12 protein-coding genes and 1 pseudogene are annotated in these 17,050 nt (G+C 60.8%); 2 read left to right on the top strand and 11 right to left on the bottom strand.

Annotation, left to right across the window (positions count from 1 at the left end):
• Positions 1–13 precede the first annotated feature (13 nt).
• Positions 14–940 (top strand): AraC family transcriptional regulator, encoded by a 927-nt coding sequence (locus GR212_RS07235; protein ID WP_163985809.1) that lies wholly within the window; start codon positions 14–16, stop codon positions 938–940.
• A gap of 121 nt (positions 941–1,061) precedes the next feature.
• Here the strand turns inward: GR212_RS07235 and mfd are convergent, their stop codons facing one another.
• Positions 1,062–4,562: a transcription-repair coupling factor gene (gene mfd / locus GR212_RS07240; RefSeq protein ID WP_163985810.1), complete on the bottom strand. Its 3,501-nt coding sequence runs from the start codon at positions 4,560–4,562 to the stop codon at positions 1,062–1,064.
• Positions 4,559–4,873, bottom strand: coding sequence for a succinate dehydrogenase assembly factor 2 (locus tag GR212_RS07245; protein ID WP_163985811.1), 315 nt, complete (start codon positions 4,871–4,873; stop codon positions 4,559–4,561). The genes mfd and GR212_RS07245 overlap by 4 nt, the downstream gene beginning before the upstream one ends.
• Positions 4,874–5,046: 173 nt before the next feature.
• Between GR212_RS07245 and recG the strand changes: the two genes are divergently transcribed.
• Complete coding sequence (recG, locus tag GR212_RS07250) at positions 5,047–7,149, top strand: ATP-dependent DNA helicase RecG (protein WP_163985812.1); 2,103 nt, start codon at positions 5,047–5,049, stop codon at positions 7,147–7,149.
• A gap of 41 nt (positions 7,150–7,190) precedes the next feature.
• Here the strand turns inward: recG and GR212_RS07255 are convergent, their stop codons facing one another.
• The 9 genes and pseudogenes from GR212_RS07255 to GR212_RS07295 all read right to left on the bottom strand — a co-directional run bounded on the left by GR212_RS07255 (position 7,191) and on the right by GR212_RS07295 (position 17,050).
• Entirely contained in the window at positions 7,191–8,615 is a 1,425-nt protein-coding gene (locus GR212_RS07255) for an esterase-like activity of phytase family protein (protein ID WP_432444358.1), read from the bottom strand.
• Between the two features lie 289 nt (positions 8,616–8,904).
• Complete coding sequence (locus tag GR212_RS07260; RefSeq protein ID WP_163985814.1) at positions 8,905–9,606, bottom strand: DUF502 domain-containing protein; 702 nt, start codon at positions 9,604–9,606, stop codon at positions 8,905–8,907.
• 177 nt (positions 9,607–9,783) lie between these two features.
• Entirely contained in the window at positions 9,784–11,610 is a 1,827-nt protein-coding gene (glmS, locus tag GR212_RS07265; RefSeq protein ID WP_163985815.1) for a glutamine--fructose-6-phosphate transaminase (isomerizing), read from the bottom strand.
• Between the two features lie 115 nt (positions 11,611–11,725).
• A complete protein-coding gene (gene glmU, locus GR212_RS07270; protein ID WP_163985816.1) occupies positions 11,726–13,087 on the bottom strand; it encodes a bifunctional UDP-N-acetylglucosamine diphosphorylase/glucosamine-1-phosphate N-acetyltransferase GlmU in 1,362 nt (453 codons plus the stop codon).
• Positions 13,088–13,188: 101 nt separating this feature from the next.
• Positions 13,189–13,935, bottom strand: coding sequence for a FadR/GntR family transcriptional regulator (locus tag GR212_RS07275; RefSeq protein WP_163985817.1), 747 nt, complete (start codon positions 13,933–13,935; stop codon positions 13,189–13,191).
• A gap of 16 nt (positions 13,936–13,951) precedes the next feature.
• Positions 13,952–14,264, bottom strand: a pseudogene (locus GR212_RS07280) (sugar ABC transporter permease YjfF); the annotation flags it as partial.
• Between the two features lie 65 nt (positions 14,265–14,329).
• Positions 14,330–15,151, bottom strand: a complete 822-nt coding sequence (locus GR212_RS07285; RefSeq protein ID WP_163985818.1) for a tetratricopeptide repeat protein — start codon at positions 15,149–15,151, stop codon at positions 14,330–14,332.
• Between the two features lie 220 nt (positions 15,152–15,371).
• Positions 15,372–15,806, bottom strand: a complete 435-nt coding sequence (gene tnpA / locus GR212_RS07290; protein ID WP_113356627.1) for an IS200/IS605 family transposase — start codon at positions 15,804–15,806, stop codon at positions 15,372–15,374.
• 167 nt (positions 15,807–15,973) lie between these two features.
• Positions 15,974–17,050: a BMP family ABC transporter substrate-binding protein gene (locus tag GR212_RS07295; RefSeq protein ID WP_163985819.1), complete on the bottom strand. Its 1,077-nt coding sequence runs from the start codon at positions 17,048–17,050 to the stop codon at positions 15,974–15,976.

The raw sequence follows: 17,050 nt of genomic DNA on the forward strand, positions 1-17,050 counted from the left end.
GCAAAAGTCCAGAATGCCTGACCCGCTTACTGACGTGATCCAGCTCCTTCGACCCCGCGCCGTCTTCTCGAAGGAGATCAGCGGCGCCGGACGCTGGGCCGTGCGCTATGCCGAATTCGGCCAACCGGGTTTCTGCGCGGTGATTGAAGGACGATGCCGCCTGGCGGTCGAAGGCGAAGCAGCGGTCGTTCTCGAAGAAGGTGACTTCGTCCTGCTGCCGGCCACGCCGGCCTTCACCATGTCCGGCTTCGAGCCCGCAACGGTTCTGAACATCGATCCGAAAACAGCACCGCCGCCCGCCGGGGAAATTCGCTATGGCCGCCAACATGGGCCTGCCGACGTTCGACAGTTCGGCGGCTGGTTCTCGTTCGGTTCGCCCGATGCAGCCTTGTTTGTCTCGCTCCTGCCGCGGATGATCCACATTCGCGGGGTTCCGCGGCTGGCGCAGCTGGTGCATCTGGTCGGCGAGGAAGCAACTGGCGAAAACATTGGCCGCGACCTTATCCTTGAACGCTTCGCGGAAATCCTGCTCATCGAAGCGCTGCGTGCCGCCCCTGCGCGGGAAGCGCAACCGGGTCTCCTGCGTGGGCTTGCCGACCCCCGGATTGCAGCCGCTCTGCGCGGCATGCACGGTGATATCGAGCGGGCCTGGACAATTCCGGAACTCGCAAGCGAGGCCGCCATGTCCCGTTCAGCTTTCTTCGATCGCTTCTTGCGCCTGGTCGGGCTCAGGCCCATGGAATATCTGCTGGCTTGGCGAATGGCCGTTGCCAAAAACCTGTTGCGCGACGGAAAGATGGCGCTCGATGAGGTGGCGATGCGGGTTGGCTATGGATCTGCCAGCACGTTCAGCACCGCCTTCAGTCGCCATGTCGGCTTGCCCCCGGGACGCTTCATGCGGCGCTCGAATATGCAAAGTGAAGCCGCATCTACGCCATAGGCAACTAGCCGCATTCCGCAAGGCGATTGCCGGGGGTATTCGAAGCTGGCGGCGGCGTGCTTTAAACCGAAAAAGAAACGGGGCTTTTGTCAGCCGTAAAGAGCGCTGAAAGCCCGCCTCCCTATTTCGCGAGTTCCGCCAGCTGAGTCATGACCACGGCCGCGCCCTGCAGCCGCTTTTCCGGCGTCGGCAGATCGCGGGTCAGGAAGACACTGTGATCGGGGCGGATCTTGGCCATGGTGCCTTGCTTGGCGATGTAGCCGACGAGGTTGGCCGGGTTCGGGAATTCCTTGTTGCGGAACTGCACGACGACGCCCTTCGGGCCGGCATCCAGCTTCTCGACATTGGCAATGCGGCAGAGCGACTTGATGTAGACGATCTTGAGGAGATGCTGCACCTCGATCGGCAATGGGCCGAAGCGATCGATCATTTCGGCGCCGAAACCGTCAATCTCCTTGATTTCGGTGATCTCGCCGAGGCGGCGATAAAGCGCCATGCGCAGATGCAGATCCGGCACGTAATTGTCGGGGATCATGACCGGCGTGCCGACGGAGATCTGCGGCGACCAGCCGGTATCCTGGATCTCGTCGATGCCCTTGACCTCGGCGACGGCCTCCTCGAGCATCTGCTGGTAAAGCTCGAAACCGACTTCCTTGATATGGCCGGACTGTTCCTCGCCGAGCAGATTACCGGCGCCGCGGATATCGAGGTCGTGGCTGGCGAGCTGGAAGCCCGCGCCGAGCGTATCCAGCGACTGCAGCACCTTGAGCCGACGCTCGGCCGTCGTCGTCAGCACCTTGTTGACCGGCAGCGTGAAGAGCGCGAAGGCGCGGACCTTGGAGCGGCCGACGCGACCGCGGAGCTGATAGAGCTGCGCAAGGCCGAACATGTCTGCTCGATGGACGATCAGCGTATTGGCTGTCGGCACGTCGAGGCCGGATTCGACGATGGTGGTGGACAGCAGCACGTCATAGCGGCCTTCGTAGAAGGCATTCATGATGTCTTCCAGCTCGCCGGCCGGCATCTGGCCATGCGCGACGGCCACCTTCAGCTCCGGTACATCCGATTGCAGGAAGGCGTGGATATCGGTGAGATCGGCAAGACGTGGACAGACATAGAAGCTCTGGCCGCCGCGATAATGCTCGCGCATCAGCGTTTCGCGGATCACGAGGGAATCGAACGGCGATATGAAGGTGCGCACCGCCATGCGGTCGACCGGCGGCGTGGTGATGAGCGACAGCTCCCGCACGCCCGTCATCGCCAGCTGCAGCGTGCGCGGGATCGGCGTCGCCGACAGCGTCAGCACATGCACGTCGCTCTTCAGCTCCTTCAGGCGCTCCTTGTGCTTGACACCGAAATGCTGCTCCTCATCGATGACGAGCAGGCCGAGATTGGCGAACTGGATGCCGGCGCCGAGCAGCGCATGCGTACCGACGACGATATCGGTCTTGCCGTCGGCCACTTCCTTCTTGGTGAGGGCAAGCTCCTTGGAGCCGACGAGGCGCGATGCCTGCTGCACCCGGATCGGCAGGCCGCGGAAGCGCTCGGAGAAGGTCTTGAAATGTTGGCGGGCGAGCAAGGTCGTCGGAACGACGACTGCGACCTGCACGCCGTTCATGGCGGCCACGAAAGCGGCGCGGAGCGCCACTTCCGTCTTGCCGAAGCCGACGTCGCCGCAGACGAGGCGGTCCATCGGCCGGCCGGCACCAAGATCCTCGCGCACCGCTTCGATGGCGTTCATCTGATCGTCGGTCTCGTCATAGGGGAAGCGAGCGGCAAACTCGTCATAGAGGCCATCCGGCGTGCTGAGTACCGGCGCATGCCGGGTCAGGCGCTCGGCTGCGACACGGATCAAGGCGCCGGCCATATCGAGCAGGCGCTTCTTGAGCTTGGCCTTGCGCATCTGCCAGGCGCCGCCGCCGAGCTTGTCGAGCTGCGCCTCGGTGCCTTCGCCGCCATAGCGCGACAGGAGATCGATGTTTTCGACCGGCAGGAACAGCTTGGCGTCGTCGGCATAGCGCAGCTCAAGGCACGCATGCGGTGCGCCGGCGGCCTCGATGGTCCTCAGCCCGACGAAGCGGCCGATACCATGCTCGGCATGAACGACGATCGAGCCCTCGTCCAGCCCCGCCACTTCCGAGATGAAGTCGGCGGCGCGCTTGCGGCGCTTGGAGCGGCGCACCATGCGGTCGCCGAGAATATCCTGTTCGCCGACGACGATAAGGTCGCCCGCTTCGAAACCCGCTTCCAGGCTGAGCACCGCCGCGGCCGCCTCGCCTTTCGCCAATCCGCCGAGATCCTTGAAAGCCTCGATCGTCTTGACGCGTGCCAGCCCATGCTCGGACAGCACCTGCAGGAGGCGGTCGAGCGAACCTTCCGTCCAGGCCGAGATCAGCACCTTGCCACCCGCGGCCCGCTTGTCGGCAATATGCTTGACGACGGCATCGAAGACGTTGACGCGCTCGCTGTCGGCGTTATCGGTCGCGGACCGCGCCCAGCGCGGCCCCTGCCGAGCATCAAGCTCGATCACGCGACGCGCCTCGCCTTCGTGCTCGTTGAAGGGCGAGATGCGAATGGCGCCGAAGGCGTCGAGCGCATTGCCGAAAGTCTTGCCGTCGAGATAGAGCTGGCCGGGCGTCACCGGCTTGTAGGGAGTGCCCTGCGCCATCTGACCCTTGGCGGGTTGGCCGGAATGCAGACGGGCGTCGTAATAGTCGAAGACGAGCTTGGAGCGCTCCTCGGCCGCCTCGCGCACGGTATGATCCGTGACCAGCCGGAAACCCTTGAGATAGTCGAATACCGTCTCCAGCTTCTCGTAGAAGAGCGGCAGCCAGTGCTCCATGCCGGCGTAGCGGCGCCCTTCGGAAACGGCGACATAGAGCGCGTCGTCGCGCGTGGCTGCCCCGAATGCCGAGAGATAGTTCTTGCGGAAGCGGCTGATCGTATCCGGCGTCAGCGTTACCTCGCTCATCGGATTGAGATCGAGCGAGCGTACCTGTCCCGTCGTGCGCTGGCTGGCCGGATCGAAGCTGCGGATACTTTCCAGCGTGTCACCGAAGAAATCCAGACGCACCGGCTCTTCCGTGCCCGGAACGAAGACGTCGAGAATGCCGCCGCGCACGGCAAATTCGCCGACTTCGCGCACCGTGGCTACACGATCGAAACCATTGCGCTCGAGGCGGCTGGCGATATCGTCCATGCGGACCTGGTTGCCGGGCCGGGCCGAGAACGCCAGGCTCTCGATAATGTCCTGCGGCGCGACTTTCTGCAGCATGGCATTGACGGTGACGAGCACAATGGCCGCATGTGGCTTGCGATGGTGCGCAATGAGACCCGACAATGCCGCCAGACGCCGGGCCGATGTGTCGGAACTCGGCGAAACGCGGTCATAGGGAAGGCAATCCCAGGCAGGCAAGGTAAGCACCGGTATTTCGGGCGCGATGAAGCCGAGCATCTGTTCGACATCGGCCATGTGCTGGCCGTCGGACATGACATAGGCGATCGGCTGGCCGGCCTTTGCCATCTCGGCAATCAGGAAGGGCTCCAGGCCGGCCGGGACATGACCGATCGTCATCGGCTCGCTTGCGGCGAGCAGCTTCTTCGCGTCGAAACCGGGGATCATTTCGTTAGTCCGAACCTTTCGGCGATCTCTTCGAAATCGGGCCTGTAGGACGCCAGGCGCTCAAAGAGAGGCGTCTGCAGATGCTGCGGCGTCGGCTGGCTACCGAGGATCCACCTGAGAAGATCATTGTCTTCCTCGGCCATGATGCGCTCCAGCTCATCGAGATCGGCCTCGGGGAGGCCCGGCAGCTCGTTGTCGGCAAACTGGCCGAAAACCAGATCCATCTCGCGAACGCCGCGATGCCAGCAGCGAAAAAGGATGCGCCGACGGCGGGGATCGAGATCGGCACTGCTGAGGGTGAGCCCAGTCATTGAAAACACCTTTATGTTGATGCGTCTCTATAAAACCAGCATCGAAAGGTGGGAACCGGTTTTTCAGAAAAAAGCGTCGGAAGCGCAATTTTCGGGGGAGTGTTGGCCTCAAGGACATCGTGCCTGCCGCTCCCCCTTGCCAAACGCGCCCTGCCCGTCGCATTTTGCCGGCCATGCGTCCCGCCATCCTCGATCCGTTGTTCGCCTCCATATCCTCGCTGCCCGGCGTCGGGCCGAAGGTGTCCGAGCTGCTGGTAAAGCTGCTCGACCGCGAGACGATCGACGACTGCCGCGTCATCGACCTCATTTTCCACGCGCCGCACTCGATCATCGACCGGCGCGAACAGCCCGGTATCGCCAGAGCGCCGCAGGGGGCCATCGTCACCATTACCGGTCGCGTCGACCGGCATCAGCCGCCCCCCGCGCGCAGCAACATTCCCTACCGCGTCTATCTGCATGACGAAACCGGCGAGCTTGCGCTGGTCTTTTTCCGCGGCAAGGCGCAATGGCTCGAAAAGCAGCTGCCGGTCGATGAGACCGTTACGGTCAGCGGCAAGGTCGACTGGTTCAACGGCCGCCCCTCCATGGTGCACCCGGACTATATCATGCGCGAAAGCGAGGCGGAAAACCTGCCGCTGGTCGAACCGGTCTACCCGTTGACCGCCGGGCTCTCGCCGAAATTCCTGCGCAAGACCATCGAGGCGGCATTGCCGCGCATCCCGCAACTGCCCGAGTGGGACGATCCGGCGCTTGCCCAGAAGCAGGGCTTTCCCACGATCTCCGATGCCTTCCATATGCTGCACGCGCCAAGGGATGCGGCCGATATCGACCCGCAAGCGCCGGCACGCCGGCGGCTTGCCTATGACGAGTTCCTGGCGGGGCAGCTCTCCCTATCTCTCGTGCGCCAAAGACTGCGCAAGGTGGCTGGAAAGCCCGTACATGCGACTGGAGAAATCAGCCGCAAGATACTGGAATCCCTTCCCTTCTCCATGACGAACAGCCAGCGTGACGCGGTTGCCGATATCCTCAAGGATATGGCGGGCACGGAGCGCATGCTCCGGCTGCTGCAGGGTGATGTCGGCGCCGGCAAGACGCTGGTTGCGCTGATGGCGATCGCCGCCGTGATCGAAAGCGGCGGCCAGGCGGTGCTGATGGCGCCGACTGAAATTCTTGCCCGCCAGCATTATGCTACAATCTCGAAATTCGCAGCAAATGCAAACCTTTCCGTCGAAGTTCTCACGGGGCGCACCAAGGGACGCGAGCGGGATGCGATCCTAGAGCGCATAGCCTCCGGCGAGGCGCAGATCATCATCGGCACGCACGCCTTGTTTCAAGACAGCGTCGCCTATGCCAATCTCATGTTGGCTGTCGTCGACGAGCAGCATCGCTTCGGCGTTCACCAGCGCCTGCGCCTGACCGCCAAGGGCATCTCGCCGCATATGCTCGTCATGACCGCAACGCCTATCCCGCGCACGCTGGTATTGGCCGCTTTCGGTGACATGGACGTTTCCAAGCTCACCGAGAAGCCGGCCGGGCGCAAGCCGATCCAGACAATCACCATTCCAAACGAGCGAACGGGCGATATCGTCGGCCGGCTGAGAAGTGCGCTTTCCGAAGGCAAGAAAGCCTATTGGATATGTCCGCTTGTGGAAGAATCCGAAGAATCTGATTTAATGTCGGTCGAGGAGCGTCATGAGACGCTGACGAAGGCGCTGGGTCCGGGCATCGGTCTCATTCATGGCCGAATGAGCGGGCCGGAAAAAGATGCCGTGATGATGGCTTTCAAGAACGGCGAGATCCGCCTGCTGGTCGCCACGACCGTCGTCGAGGTGGGCGTCGACGTACCTGACGCGACCATCATGGTCATAGAACACGCGGAGCGTTTTGGCCTGGCTCAGTTGCATCAGCTGCGCGGACGTGTCGGTCGCGGCGACGAAGCCTCCACCTGTATCCTGCTCTACAAAGGGCCGCTCGGCGAAACCGGTCACGCACGGCTATCGATCATGCGTGATACCGAGGACGGGTTCCGTATCGCCGAGGAAGACCTGAAGCTGCGCGGCGAAGGCGAGCTCCTCGGAACGCGCCAGTCCGGCACGCCCGGCTTCCGCATCGCCAGCCTCGAGGCCCATGCCGACCTTTTGGAAATCGCCCGCAAGGATGCCGCCTATCTCATCGAGCGCGATCCGGAGCTGACCGGCGAGCGCGGCATGGCGGTGCGCACCCTGCTCTATCTCTTCCGCCGCGACGAAGCGATCCGGTTCCTTCGGGCGGGATGAACGGATGGGCGCGGTGCCGCGCCCATCCCTGTTTCGCGGTCTTACTTCGCGGCGAGGCCGGGAATGGTAACCTGGAATACCTGGAACATGGTATCGACGTCGGCCCCGCCATCGCCCTTATAGGCAGCGCCGACCTGATAGCCGTCCTGGGTCAGGAAGTCGTTGTCGTTGGCGATGAACAGGAAGTAATCGTCCGGCAGCTTCGGATCCTGCACGCTGGCGAGCGACATCGCCTCCCACTTTTCAGAGAGATTGTTGCGGTCGTTCGGAGCGCCATTGTGGAGGCCGAAGCGGGCCAGATCGGCACTGTCGTTGATGTCGATGAACTGGCTGACCGCGGCCGGCTTCACTGTCGGATCGAGAACGCCCTTGGGCGCGACCGCTTTGTCGGCATCGAACTGTCCGCCGGCAATGTCGGTGGCGGCGGAGACGTCGACCGCGACGATGCTGCGGTAGAGTGACTTGTCACCCTTCATGCCGTAACCATTGTTGCTGTCGCGCGCGAGCATCAGGAAAGTCTGCGGCGAGAGCGCATAGATTTCGCTCTGGGCGGCGACCGCTGTCTTGCCCTTGGCGTCGGTGAAGACCGGCAGCGGCACGACATATTCGTGGACCAGCTTCAGGTTCGCCGGATCGGCCGCGTCATAGACCAGCGCCCGGGTGTTCTGGCGCGTCGAGCCGGAATCGCCGCCGTCCTGACGGGTTGCGGACTGCAGCACGGCGATCAGGAACTTGCCGTCCGGGGTGAGCGACATGCCTTCCAGACCCTGATTGTTCTGCCGGCCGCTGGTCGGATCTTTCGGATCTGGGGCGGATTCGCCGGGACCGGGATTGTTGGAAGCGAAGTTGACGACACCGTTGCGCATCGGCAGCAGCGCGGCCGGCGGCGGCGTTGCGGACATCATGCGGCCATCGGCAGCGAAACGATAGATATAGGGGCCGTATTCATCGCTGATGAACATCGTGCCGTCGGGCAGACGAGCGACGGCTTCGGTATCGAGCGAGATCTTGCCGTTCGGCGCCTGGGGCAGCAGCGGCATGGCGCCTTCCGGATGGCGGGTGCCATCGGCGGGATCGAGACCGGTGGTGTCGGCACCCTTGTCGTCCTTCAGCAGCAGGGTATCGGCGAGCTTGGCGTCGACGCCCGACTGTTCCTTGCCGGCTTCCGGCGCCGCACCGGGCGCGACCGGGCTCAAGGTAACGTCGATCGTGTTCAGGCGCGGGCGATAGTCCGTGGTGCCGACCGCATTGTAGCCACGGTCCGGCAGCAGCCATAGCGAACCCTTATAGGTGCCGTCGGCGTTGCGAACCCAGTTTTTCGTATCGATCGACATGCCGGAACCGGAGCCGAAGGTTTCGCCGAACTTGTCGCGCAGGTTGGAGGGGATACGCCCCACGGCGACGCGGCCCTTGTTGACGAGCGTCACGCCCTGGACCGTTACGGAACTATCCGCGAACGCCATCATCGGCGCGGTAAAAACACATGTGGCGAGCGCGACCGAAAGCAGCGGCAAGCTCCTGAAACGCATATTTTTCAAGGCAATATCCTCCTGATGAAAACCCGTGCGAAGACAGTGGCATTCATCTCCAGCGGATAAAGCACCGCAAAACACACTGCCCGGCGCTGACGCTCCGCACATGCCGCTGATGAGATAATCCCGATGCATGTCCCAGGGACGGTCTAAGACGTCAACATGATACGCACATGACAGCTCGCGCATGACGCGAGGATCGCAGCCGACGGCCGGACTTATTCTAGGAGAGCGATTTCATGGGAACCGGCGGACGCAGGCTTTTTGTCGCGACCAGCTCCTCCCTGTATTCAGGCGCGACAAGGCCGCCGGAAATCAGGAGTTTGGCGCCATCCTCCGGGCTCATGTCGAGGACGGTGATTTTCTCGCGCGGGACGAAAACCAGAAAGCCCGCCGTCGGTACAGGAGTGGGCGGCAGGAAGACCGCCACCATGTCCTGCCCCAGCGCGTTGAACTTCGAGGCGATCTCGCCCTTGGCATCCGTGGAGACGAACACGATCGACCACAGGCCGGGGCTCGGATATTCGATGAGCCCGACCTTCTTGAACGAGGTGCCCTGCTCCTTCAACACGGTTTCGAAGATCTGCTTGACGCTCTTGTAGATGGTCCGCACCAGAGGAACGCGATTGACGATCGACTCGCCGAAACGAACGATGCTCTGGCCAATGAGGTTCTTGGCCAGGAAACCGACGATCGTGATGAAGATCATCGCGATCAGCAGGCCCGTGCCGGGAACGGCAAAATTCAGATAGCTCTCGGGATCGTAGCGCGCCGGAATATAGGGCCGTACCCAGCTGTCGGCCCAATGGACGACGGACCAGGTCAGCCAGAGCGTGATGGCTATCGGAGCGCAGATAATCAGGCCGGCCAGGAAATTATTTCTGATCCGCGTGGTTACGGATATCTTGATGAGTTTCTCAGTCATTCGCCGCTCGAAAACTCCGTTCCGTCGCTACCGCTACCCGGCAAATCCTCCCCACCATCTCCACTCAAGAAACGTGCCAGAAATCGGCCCTGCATACAACCCGCCAGCCGCGTCGCCGTGCCGAACTGAGGCCCGGCTCACGACGACGTGACGACAAAGGCTCGACAGCGGGATGTTTTATTCCACCGTCACCGATTTGGCGAGGTTGCGCGGCTGATCGACGTCCGTGCCCATGAAGACAGCGGTATGATAGGCAAGCAGCTGAATCGGCAACGAAAAGATGATCGGCGCAATGATCTCGTCGACAACGGGCAAGGTAATCGTCGCCATGGTCGGCAATGTCGAGGCGGCTGCGCCCAATTCGTCGGTGATGAAGATGATTCGGCCGCCGCGCGCCGCCACTTCCTGCATGTTGGAAACGGTCTTGTCGAAGAAGCGGTCGTGCGGGGCGATGACGATGACCGGCATGTTTTCATCGATCAGCGCGATCGGCCCATGCTTCAATTCGCCGGCCGCATAGCCCTCGGCGTGGATATAGGAGATTTCCTTCAGCTTCAGCGCGCCTTCCATGGCAAGCGGGAAGCTGGTGCCGCGGCCGAGATAGAGCACATCCTTGAACTTTGAAATCTCGCGCGACAGGCTTTCCATCTGCGGCTGGATGATATTCAGGACATTCGCCATGATGCGCGGCATCTCGACGAGATGGCGCACCAGGTCTTCCTCGTCCTTGGCGCTGACGGTGCCGCGGGCAACACCCGCTCCAATCGCCAGAGATGCGAGAACGGCGAGCTGGCAAGTGAAAGCCTTCGTCGAGGCAACGCCGATTTCGGGACCGGCCAGGATCGGAAACACCGCGTCGGATTCGCGCGCGATGGTCGATTCCTTGACGTTGACCACGGCGCCGATCTTCAGGCCGTTGTCCTTGCAGTAGCGCAGCGATGCCAGCGTGTCAGCGGTCTCGCCGGACTGCGAGATGAACAGCGCCGCCTGCGACGGCGACAAGGGCATCTCGCGATAGCGGAATTCGGAGGCAACGTCGATTTCCACCGGCAGGCGCGCATAGCGCTCAAACCAGTATTTCCCCACCAAACCGGCAAGATAGGCCGTGCCACAGGCCGAGATCGCGAGTCCGGAAACGCTGCCGAAGTCGATGGACGAAATGTCCGGGCGTACCCGATGGCTGGCGAAATCGACGTAGTGGCTGAGCGCATGGGAGATGACCTCCGGCTGCTCGTAGATTTCCTTTTCCATGAAGTGGCGATGGTTGCCCTTGTCGACCACATAGGCGGTTGCCTGGGAGATCTGGCGCGGACGGCTCACTTCCTTGCCGTTGAAGTCGAGAATGGTCACGCCGTCATGCGTGACGATGGCGCAATCGCCATCGACGAGATAGGTGATTTCGTTGGTGAACGGCGCAAGCGCGATGGCATCGGAGCCGAGGAACATCTCGCCCTTTCCGTACCCGACGGCAAGCGGTGGGCCGGAGCGTGCGGCCATCAGCGTGCCGGGATCGTTCTGGAACATCACGGCCAAGGCATAGGCGCCAGTGACGCGGTTGAGCATCTTCAGCATCGCCGCGCGCGGATCCAGCCCTTCGCGGACGTAGTTTGCAAGCAGATGCGCCACCACTTCCGTGTCCGTCTGCGAAACGAATACCTTGCCTTCGGCCTTCAGTTCCTCGCGCAGTTCGGAGAAGTTCTCGATGATGCCGTTATGGACGACGGCAACGCCTTCGACGAAATGCGGATGGGCATTCGTTTCATTCGGAACACCGTGGGTTGCCCAGCGCGTGTGGGCAATGCCTGTCGTGCCGGGCAGCGGATCCGACTCCAGCCGCTTTTCCAGATTGAACAGCTTTCCTTCGGCGCGACGGCGATCCATCACGCCGTCATGGATCGTCGCGACCCCCGCCGAATCATAGCCGCGGTATTCGAGACGCCGCAGCGCATCCACCAGACGATCCGCCACCGGCTTCGTTCCGACGATCCCAACAATGCCGCACATACAATTCTCCGTCTGGCCTCAGATATGAGGGCAAGTCCTAATCATTCCTGCAGTTTTCTCAATTGCCGTGACGGTCACTTTCGATTTCCGACCGTTACGTCAGTCGCGCAAGGGTTTAGTGGCCGCCCTTCTTCGCAGCCTTGATGGCGAGAGCCCTTTCACGGATCACCTTGGCGCGCTCCGGCTTGATCTCCTGGCGTGCGCGGCCCAAAGCCAGCGCATCGGCGGGAACGTCATCGGTGATGACGCTGCCGGAGGCGATATAGGCGCCATCGCCAATGCGGATGGGGGCCACCAGCGAGGAATTGGAGCCGATGAAGGCATGGGCGCCGATATGCGTCTCGTGCTTGTTGACGCCATCATAGTTGCAGGTGATCGTGCCCGCACCGATATTGCTGCCTGGGCCGATCGTCGCGTCGCCGATATAGGTCAGGTGATTGACCTTGGCGCCCTCGCCGATCTTGCCATTCTTGACCTCGCAGAAATTGCCGACCTTCGCATCGCTGGCGAGATCGGCGCCCGGACGCAGCCGCGCAAATGGCCCGACCGTCGCCCCGGCGCCGACATGCGCGCCCTCGATATGCGAGAAGGCATGGATGACCGCGCCTCCCTCGATCACCGCGCCGGGGCCGAAGACGACGTTCGGTTCGATCAGCGCATCCTGGCCGATCACGGTGTCATAGGCCAGGAACACGGTCTCCGGCGCGATCATGGTCACGCCCGACAGCATCAGCTCATGCCGGCGGCGCTCCTGCCAGAGGCGCTCGATGAAGGCGAGTTCGGCGCGGTTGTTGCAGCCGGTCATTTCGACTTCCGGCGCATCGACGGCTACCGCACGGCCGCCCAGCGAACGGGCGATCTCGACGAGATCGGTGAGATAGTATTCGCCCTTGGCGTTGCTGTTGCCGATGCGATCGAGAAGATCCAGCGCCTTGCGGCCGTTGATCGCCATCAGGCCGCTGTTGCACCAGGTTATCGCCAGCTCGGCATCGGTCGCGTCCTTCGCCTCGCGGATGGCGATCAGCTCTCCGTCCTTGACCAGCAGCCGGCCATAGGCATTCGGATTGTCGGTATGAAAGCCGATGACGACGACGTCATTGCCGTCGGCCAGCCCCTGGCGGGCAGCCCGAAGCGGCGCATCGGTCAGCAGAGGCACGTCTCCATAGGCAACGATGATATCGTCATAGCCTCGCGCAATCGCCTCGCGCGCTGCCAAGACAGCGTGGCCGGTCCCCAGGCGCTCCTTCTGCAGGTAGGACTCGACGGCAATGCCGCCGATTGCCGCTGCCGCACTGACATCATCCGCGTTGCGCCCGACGACCAGAGCCGCGGCCGAGATATCGGTCTTGGCGATCGCCTCCATGACATGCGCGATCATCGGCCGGCCGGCGATCGGATGCAGGACCTTCGACACAGACGACTTCATGCGGGTACTGTCGCCGGCGGCGAGGATGATGGCGAGGCAGGTACGTTCCATTTCAAGCTCCGAGAAATACGGTCAGGCGCCGCCCGTGACCGGCGCAATCCCCTCATAGCAACAAGTCGAACTATGAACCACGGCGAAATTAGAGATAAGCGTCAGGCATCTGCAAGGGCCGCAAAAGCTTCCAGCACATGTTGACGGCCATCGATGATGACAAATTCCATGGCCTTGTGCGCCGCCAAGCCGTCATGCGCGGCAATCGCATCGACGATCGCCATATGCGTGTCCGCGATATTGCTGAAGCCGTTGCTTGCCGGCGGGGCGCTCATGCGAAACATGCCGACGAGCGCGGCCTCGATAAGCCCGCCGAGCGACCGCATGAATGGGTTTTGCGATGCCTCGGTGATGGCAAGATGGAAATGCAGATCCGCGATGGCAAGACTATCCGACGTATGATGCGACGCGGACATGGAAGCCGCCAGTCGCTTCAGCAGATCAATGTCCTCGCGACTGGCGCGCTCTGCGACAAGGCTGGCTGCAAAGGGCTCGAACGCCATGCGTATGTCATAAAGGTGGAGGAGAAACTCCCTGTTGACCCCGCTTTCGAAGTGCCAGTTGAGCACTTCGTTATCGAACATGTTCCAGTGGATCTTTTCGGTGACGCGCGTCCCGACCCGCGCCCGCGGCACGACCAGCCCTTTGGCGGCCAAAGTCTTCATGCTTTCACGCAGAACGGTGCGGGATACCTTGAAGCGTTGCAACAGTTCGCTGTCGCCCGGAAGAATGCTGCCAATCGGAAATATGCCCGATACGATCGCCTTGCCTAGCTCATCGACGACCTGAGCATGGCTCGTGCGTGGCTTTCCCTCGGATTTTCTGGTCTCAAGCAATCGGCCACGCAAGCACTCCGTCCTTCCCTCAGACATATCGTCCGTTCAAACGGGAAATCGGCAGAGGGCTCTTCTGCATCAGAATAAACGCAAACAGCGATAAGCCGATCAATATCTTCGCTCACCAGCTGGAAAGCTCCACCGACGGTGATGTAGGTCTGAATCAAGCCCTGTATGAAAATTCCGATGAGCGCTCCTCCGACGAACCCCGCTCCTCCCATCAGCAGTGTTCCGCCCAAAACCAAAGCAGCAGTCGCATCGAGTTCGATAGCGGCCGTGGCAAGCGATTATCCGGTAAATATATAGATCGAAAAAACGATTCCGGATAGACCGGCGACATCCCACAAAAGCTGTCTCACCTGCCCTCAGTCAGAAAAGTCATATAGTAATATTTTTAATTCATCATTTAGCCTTTCAGGATGCACGCATCCTGAAGGAAATATTGAAGATGCTTGTGCGCTTGGACGTTTCCGTGTTCCGCGGCTTTCCGATACCAAAACAACGCCTGACACATGTCCTTTTCGACCCCAACGCCATCGGCATACGCATTCGCAAGATTCACTTCAGCGTGCGGATCACCCTGCTCTGCTGCCTTCCGGTACCAATCCACCGCGCAAGAAGCATCCTTTGGTCTTCCCAGGCCCTGAGCGCATATTATGCCAAGACCATTTTGCCCTCCTGGGTCACCTTGGTCTGCAGATTTTTGAAACAGAATTGCTGCTTTCGAATAATCTTTGCCTCCATCCTCTGAAATATAGATGCCGCCCAAATTGGATTGAGCAGCGGGGCTACCAGCGTCGGATGCCTTTTGAAGCCAAGCAATAGCAAGGTTTATGTCACGAGGAACACCAAGCCCGAATCGGTACATATTGCTCAAATTAACTTCCGCGCGGACGTTGCCTTGTTCCGCCGCTTTGCGATACCACTCAATGGCTTGCACATCATCTTTGGCAATACCCCGACCAACATCGTACATAGCCCCCAATGCGTTTTGCGCGTCAGACAAGCCTTGCTCTGCCGCCTTCCGATACCAATTCTGGGCCGTATCGAAGTTTTGCGCCACACCATGCCCGGTTTCATAGAGAAGCCCCAAACCAAACTCAGCTTGAGTATCTCCATTTTCAGCCAGGGGTTGCCAATATTTCAGTGCGCGCTCGTAGTCTCCGGCGTTGTATCTATCCTGACCTTCGTCGGCGTGCGCAGTTGCCGCAAATAAAGTCAGAACCATTGATATTACGACTACATATCTGACGCACATGGCGATACCCAGCTTTATATGTGAGTTAGAGATTACCGTAGCAGCGTACTCATTCTTTCACGCGTTTTCACCTTTTAATTGATCTGCCCCACTGGGCAGACCAACTTGGTGACGCATAAGTCATGACCTCCACCAAAGGTGGAGGTTTGAAACGCTGCGCTTGAACCACTAGAAGTGGTTTTGTTAGTGCTTAGTAGCTACGATTAAAGAGGTCGGCAAAGTCGGAAGCTTTGTCGGCCTTTTCTTGGTTCCGGATATATTGTCTGACGACCTGCTCATTATAGCCCGTCGTCGACACGAAATACCCACGTGCCCAAAAGTGATACCCTTTGTAGCGGCGCTTACGCGCGTACTTGTTGGCAATGTAAAGAGCCGTCTTGCCCTTCAAAAATCCAACTATATGCGCGACCGAGTATTTCGGCGGGATCGATATCAACATGTGGACATGATCGGGCATCAAATGACCCTCTTCGATCTGGCAGCCCTTTTGCTGAGCCAGACGACGTAAGAGTTCACCCAACTCTCGACGCACATCCCCGTAGAGTCTTTTCGTTCGGTATTTGCTGCCAAAAACAACGTGATATTTGCAGTCCCACGTCGCATGCGAGAGCGATTGCTCATCCATATAACCTCCTTGTTTGAAGTCTGGGCCACGCCAGCGGTTCAAGCAGGAGGTCTCTCAACTACCGTGTAAAACTCGTCCAGTCCTCCACCGTAGGTGGAGGTTTATTCTTGATATAGAAAAAGGGGCGCCGTGGGCGCCCCTTGTCTACCTCAGTCTATTCGGATGCCTTACTTCGAGGCCGGCAGCTTGTCGTCGACGCCTTCGATGTAGAAGTTCATGCCGAGCAGCGTGCCGTCGTCGGCCTTTTCGCCAGCCTTCAGCCAGGGCGTGCCGTCCTGCTTGTTGATCGGGCCGGTGAAGGGTGCGAGTTCACCGGACTTGATCTTGGCTTCGGTCTCTTCAGCCATTTTCTTCACGTCGTCAGGCATGTTGGTGTAATCGGCCATCTTCAGGATGCCATCCTTCAGGCCGTCCCAGCTCTGCTCGGACTTCCAGGTGCCGTCGAGCAGCGCATGCACGCGCTTGGAGTAGTAGTTGCCCCAGGTGTCGACGATTGCCGTCAGCTGCGCCTTCGGTCCAGCCTTGATCATGTCGGAAGCCTGGCCGAACGCATGGATGCCGCGCTCCTCAGCCACCTGCATCGGTGCGGTCGTGTCGGTGTGCTGCGTCAGCACATCGACGCCCTGATCGACCATGGCCTTGGCGGCGTCGGCTTCCTTGCCTGGGTCGAACCAGGTGTTCACCCAGACGACCTTGAGCTTGAAGCTCGGGTCGATCGAACGGGCGCCCTGTTCGAAGGCGTTGATGCCCATGACAACTTCCGGAATCGGGAAGGATGCAATGTAGGCGGCACCGTGGTTCTTCGACGTCTTGGCGGCGATCTGGCCCAGGATGTAACGGCCTTCATAGAAGCGCGAATTGTAGGTCGCGAGATTCGGGCCGCTCTTGAAGCCGGTCGCATGCTCGAACTTCACCTTCGGGAATTTCTCGGCAACCTTGACGGTCGCGTCCATGAAGCCGAACGAGGTGGAGAAGATCAGCGAGCAGCCGGAGCGGGCGAGACGCTCGATGGCGCGCTCGGCATCCGGGCCTTCCGGCACGTTTTCGAGATAAGGCGTCTCGATCTTGTTGCCGAATTCCTTCTGGATCTGCTGGCGGCCGAGATCGTGTGCCTGCGAATAGCCGCCGTCCGTGTGCGAGCCGACATAAACGAAGCAGACCTTGGTCGGTGCCGCTTCGGCTGCAGCGGCGAAACCAACGATGGCAGCGGCTGTCGTGGCGAGTGCAAGTGCTAGTTTCTTCAT

Origin of the sequence: Martinezella lusitana (genome assembly GCF_010668395.1) — a bacterium.
GTDB classification, from domain to species: Bacteria; Pseudomonadota; Alphaproteobacteria; order Rhizobiales; family Rhizobiaceae; genus Rhizobium; species Rhizobium lusitanum_A.

Bases quoted from the DNA above. Each gene is read 5' to 3' on its own strand.
- GR212_RS07235 (WP_163985809.1), top strand. From the start codon at position 14: ATGCCTGACCCGCTTACTGACGTGATCCAGCTCCTTCGACCCCGCGCC.
- mfd (WP_163985810.1), bottom strand. From the start codon at position 4,562: ATGATCCCCGGTTTCGACGCGAAGAAGCTGCTCGCCGCAAGCGAGCCG.
- GR212_RS07245 (WP_163985811.1), bottom strand. From the start codon at position 4,873: ATGACTGGGCTCACCCTCAGCAGTGCCGATCTCGATCCCCGCCGTCGG.
- recG (WP_163985812.1), top strand. From the start codon at position 5,047: ATGCGTCCCGCCATCCTCGATCCGTTGTTCGCCTCCATATCCTCGCTG.
- GR212_RS07255 (WP_432444358.1), bottom strand. From the start codon at position 8,615: ATGATGGCGTTCGCGGATAGTTCCGTAACGGTCCAGGGCGTGACGCTC.
- GR212_RS07260 (WP_163985814.1), bottom strand. From the start codon at position 9,606: ATGACTGAGAAACTCATCAAGATATCCGTAACCACGCGGATCAGAAAT.
- glmS (WP_163985815.1), bottom strand. From the start codon at position 11,610: ATGTGCGGCATTGTTGGGATCGTCGGAACGAAGCCGGTGGCGGATCGT.
- glmU (WP_163985816.1), bottom strand. From the start codon at position 13,087: ATGGAACGTACCTGCCTCGCCATCATCCTCGCCGCCGGCGACAGTACC.
- GR212_RS07285 (WP_163985818.1), bottom strand. From the start codon at position 15,151: ATGGTTCTGACTTTATTTGCGGCAACTGCGCACGCCGACGAAGGTCAG.
- tnpA (WP_113356627.1), bottom strand. From the start codon at position 15,806: ATGGATGAGCAATCGCTCTCGCATGCGACGTGGGACTGCAAATATCAC.
- GR212_RS07295 (WP_163985819.1), bottom strand. From the start codon at position 17,050: ATGAAGAAACTAGCACTTGCACTCGCCACGACAGCCGCTGCCATCGTT.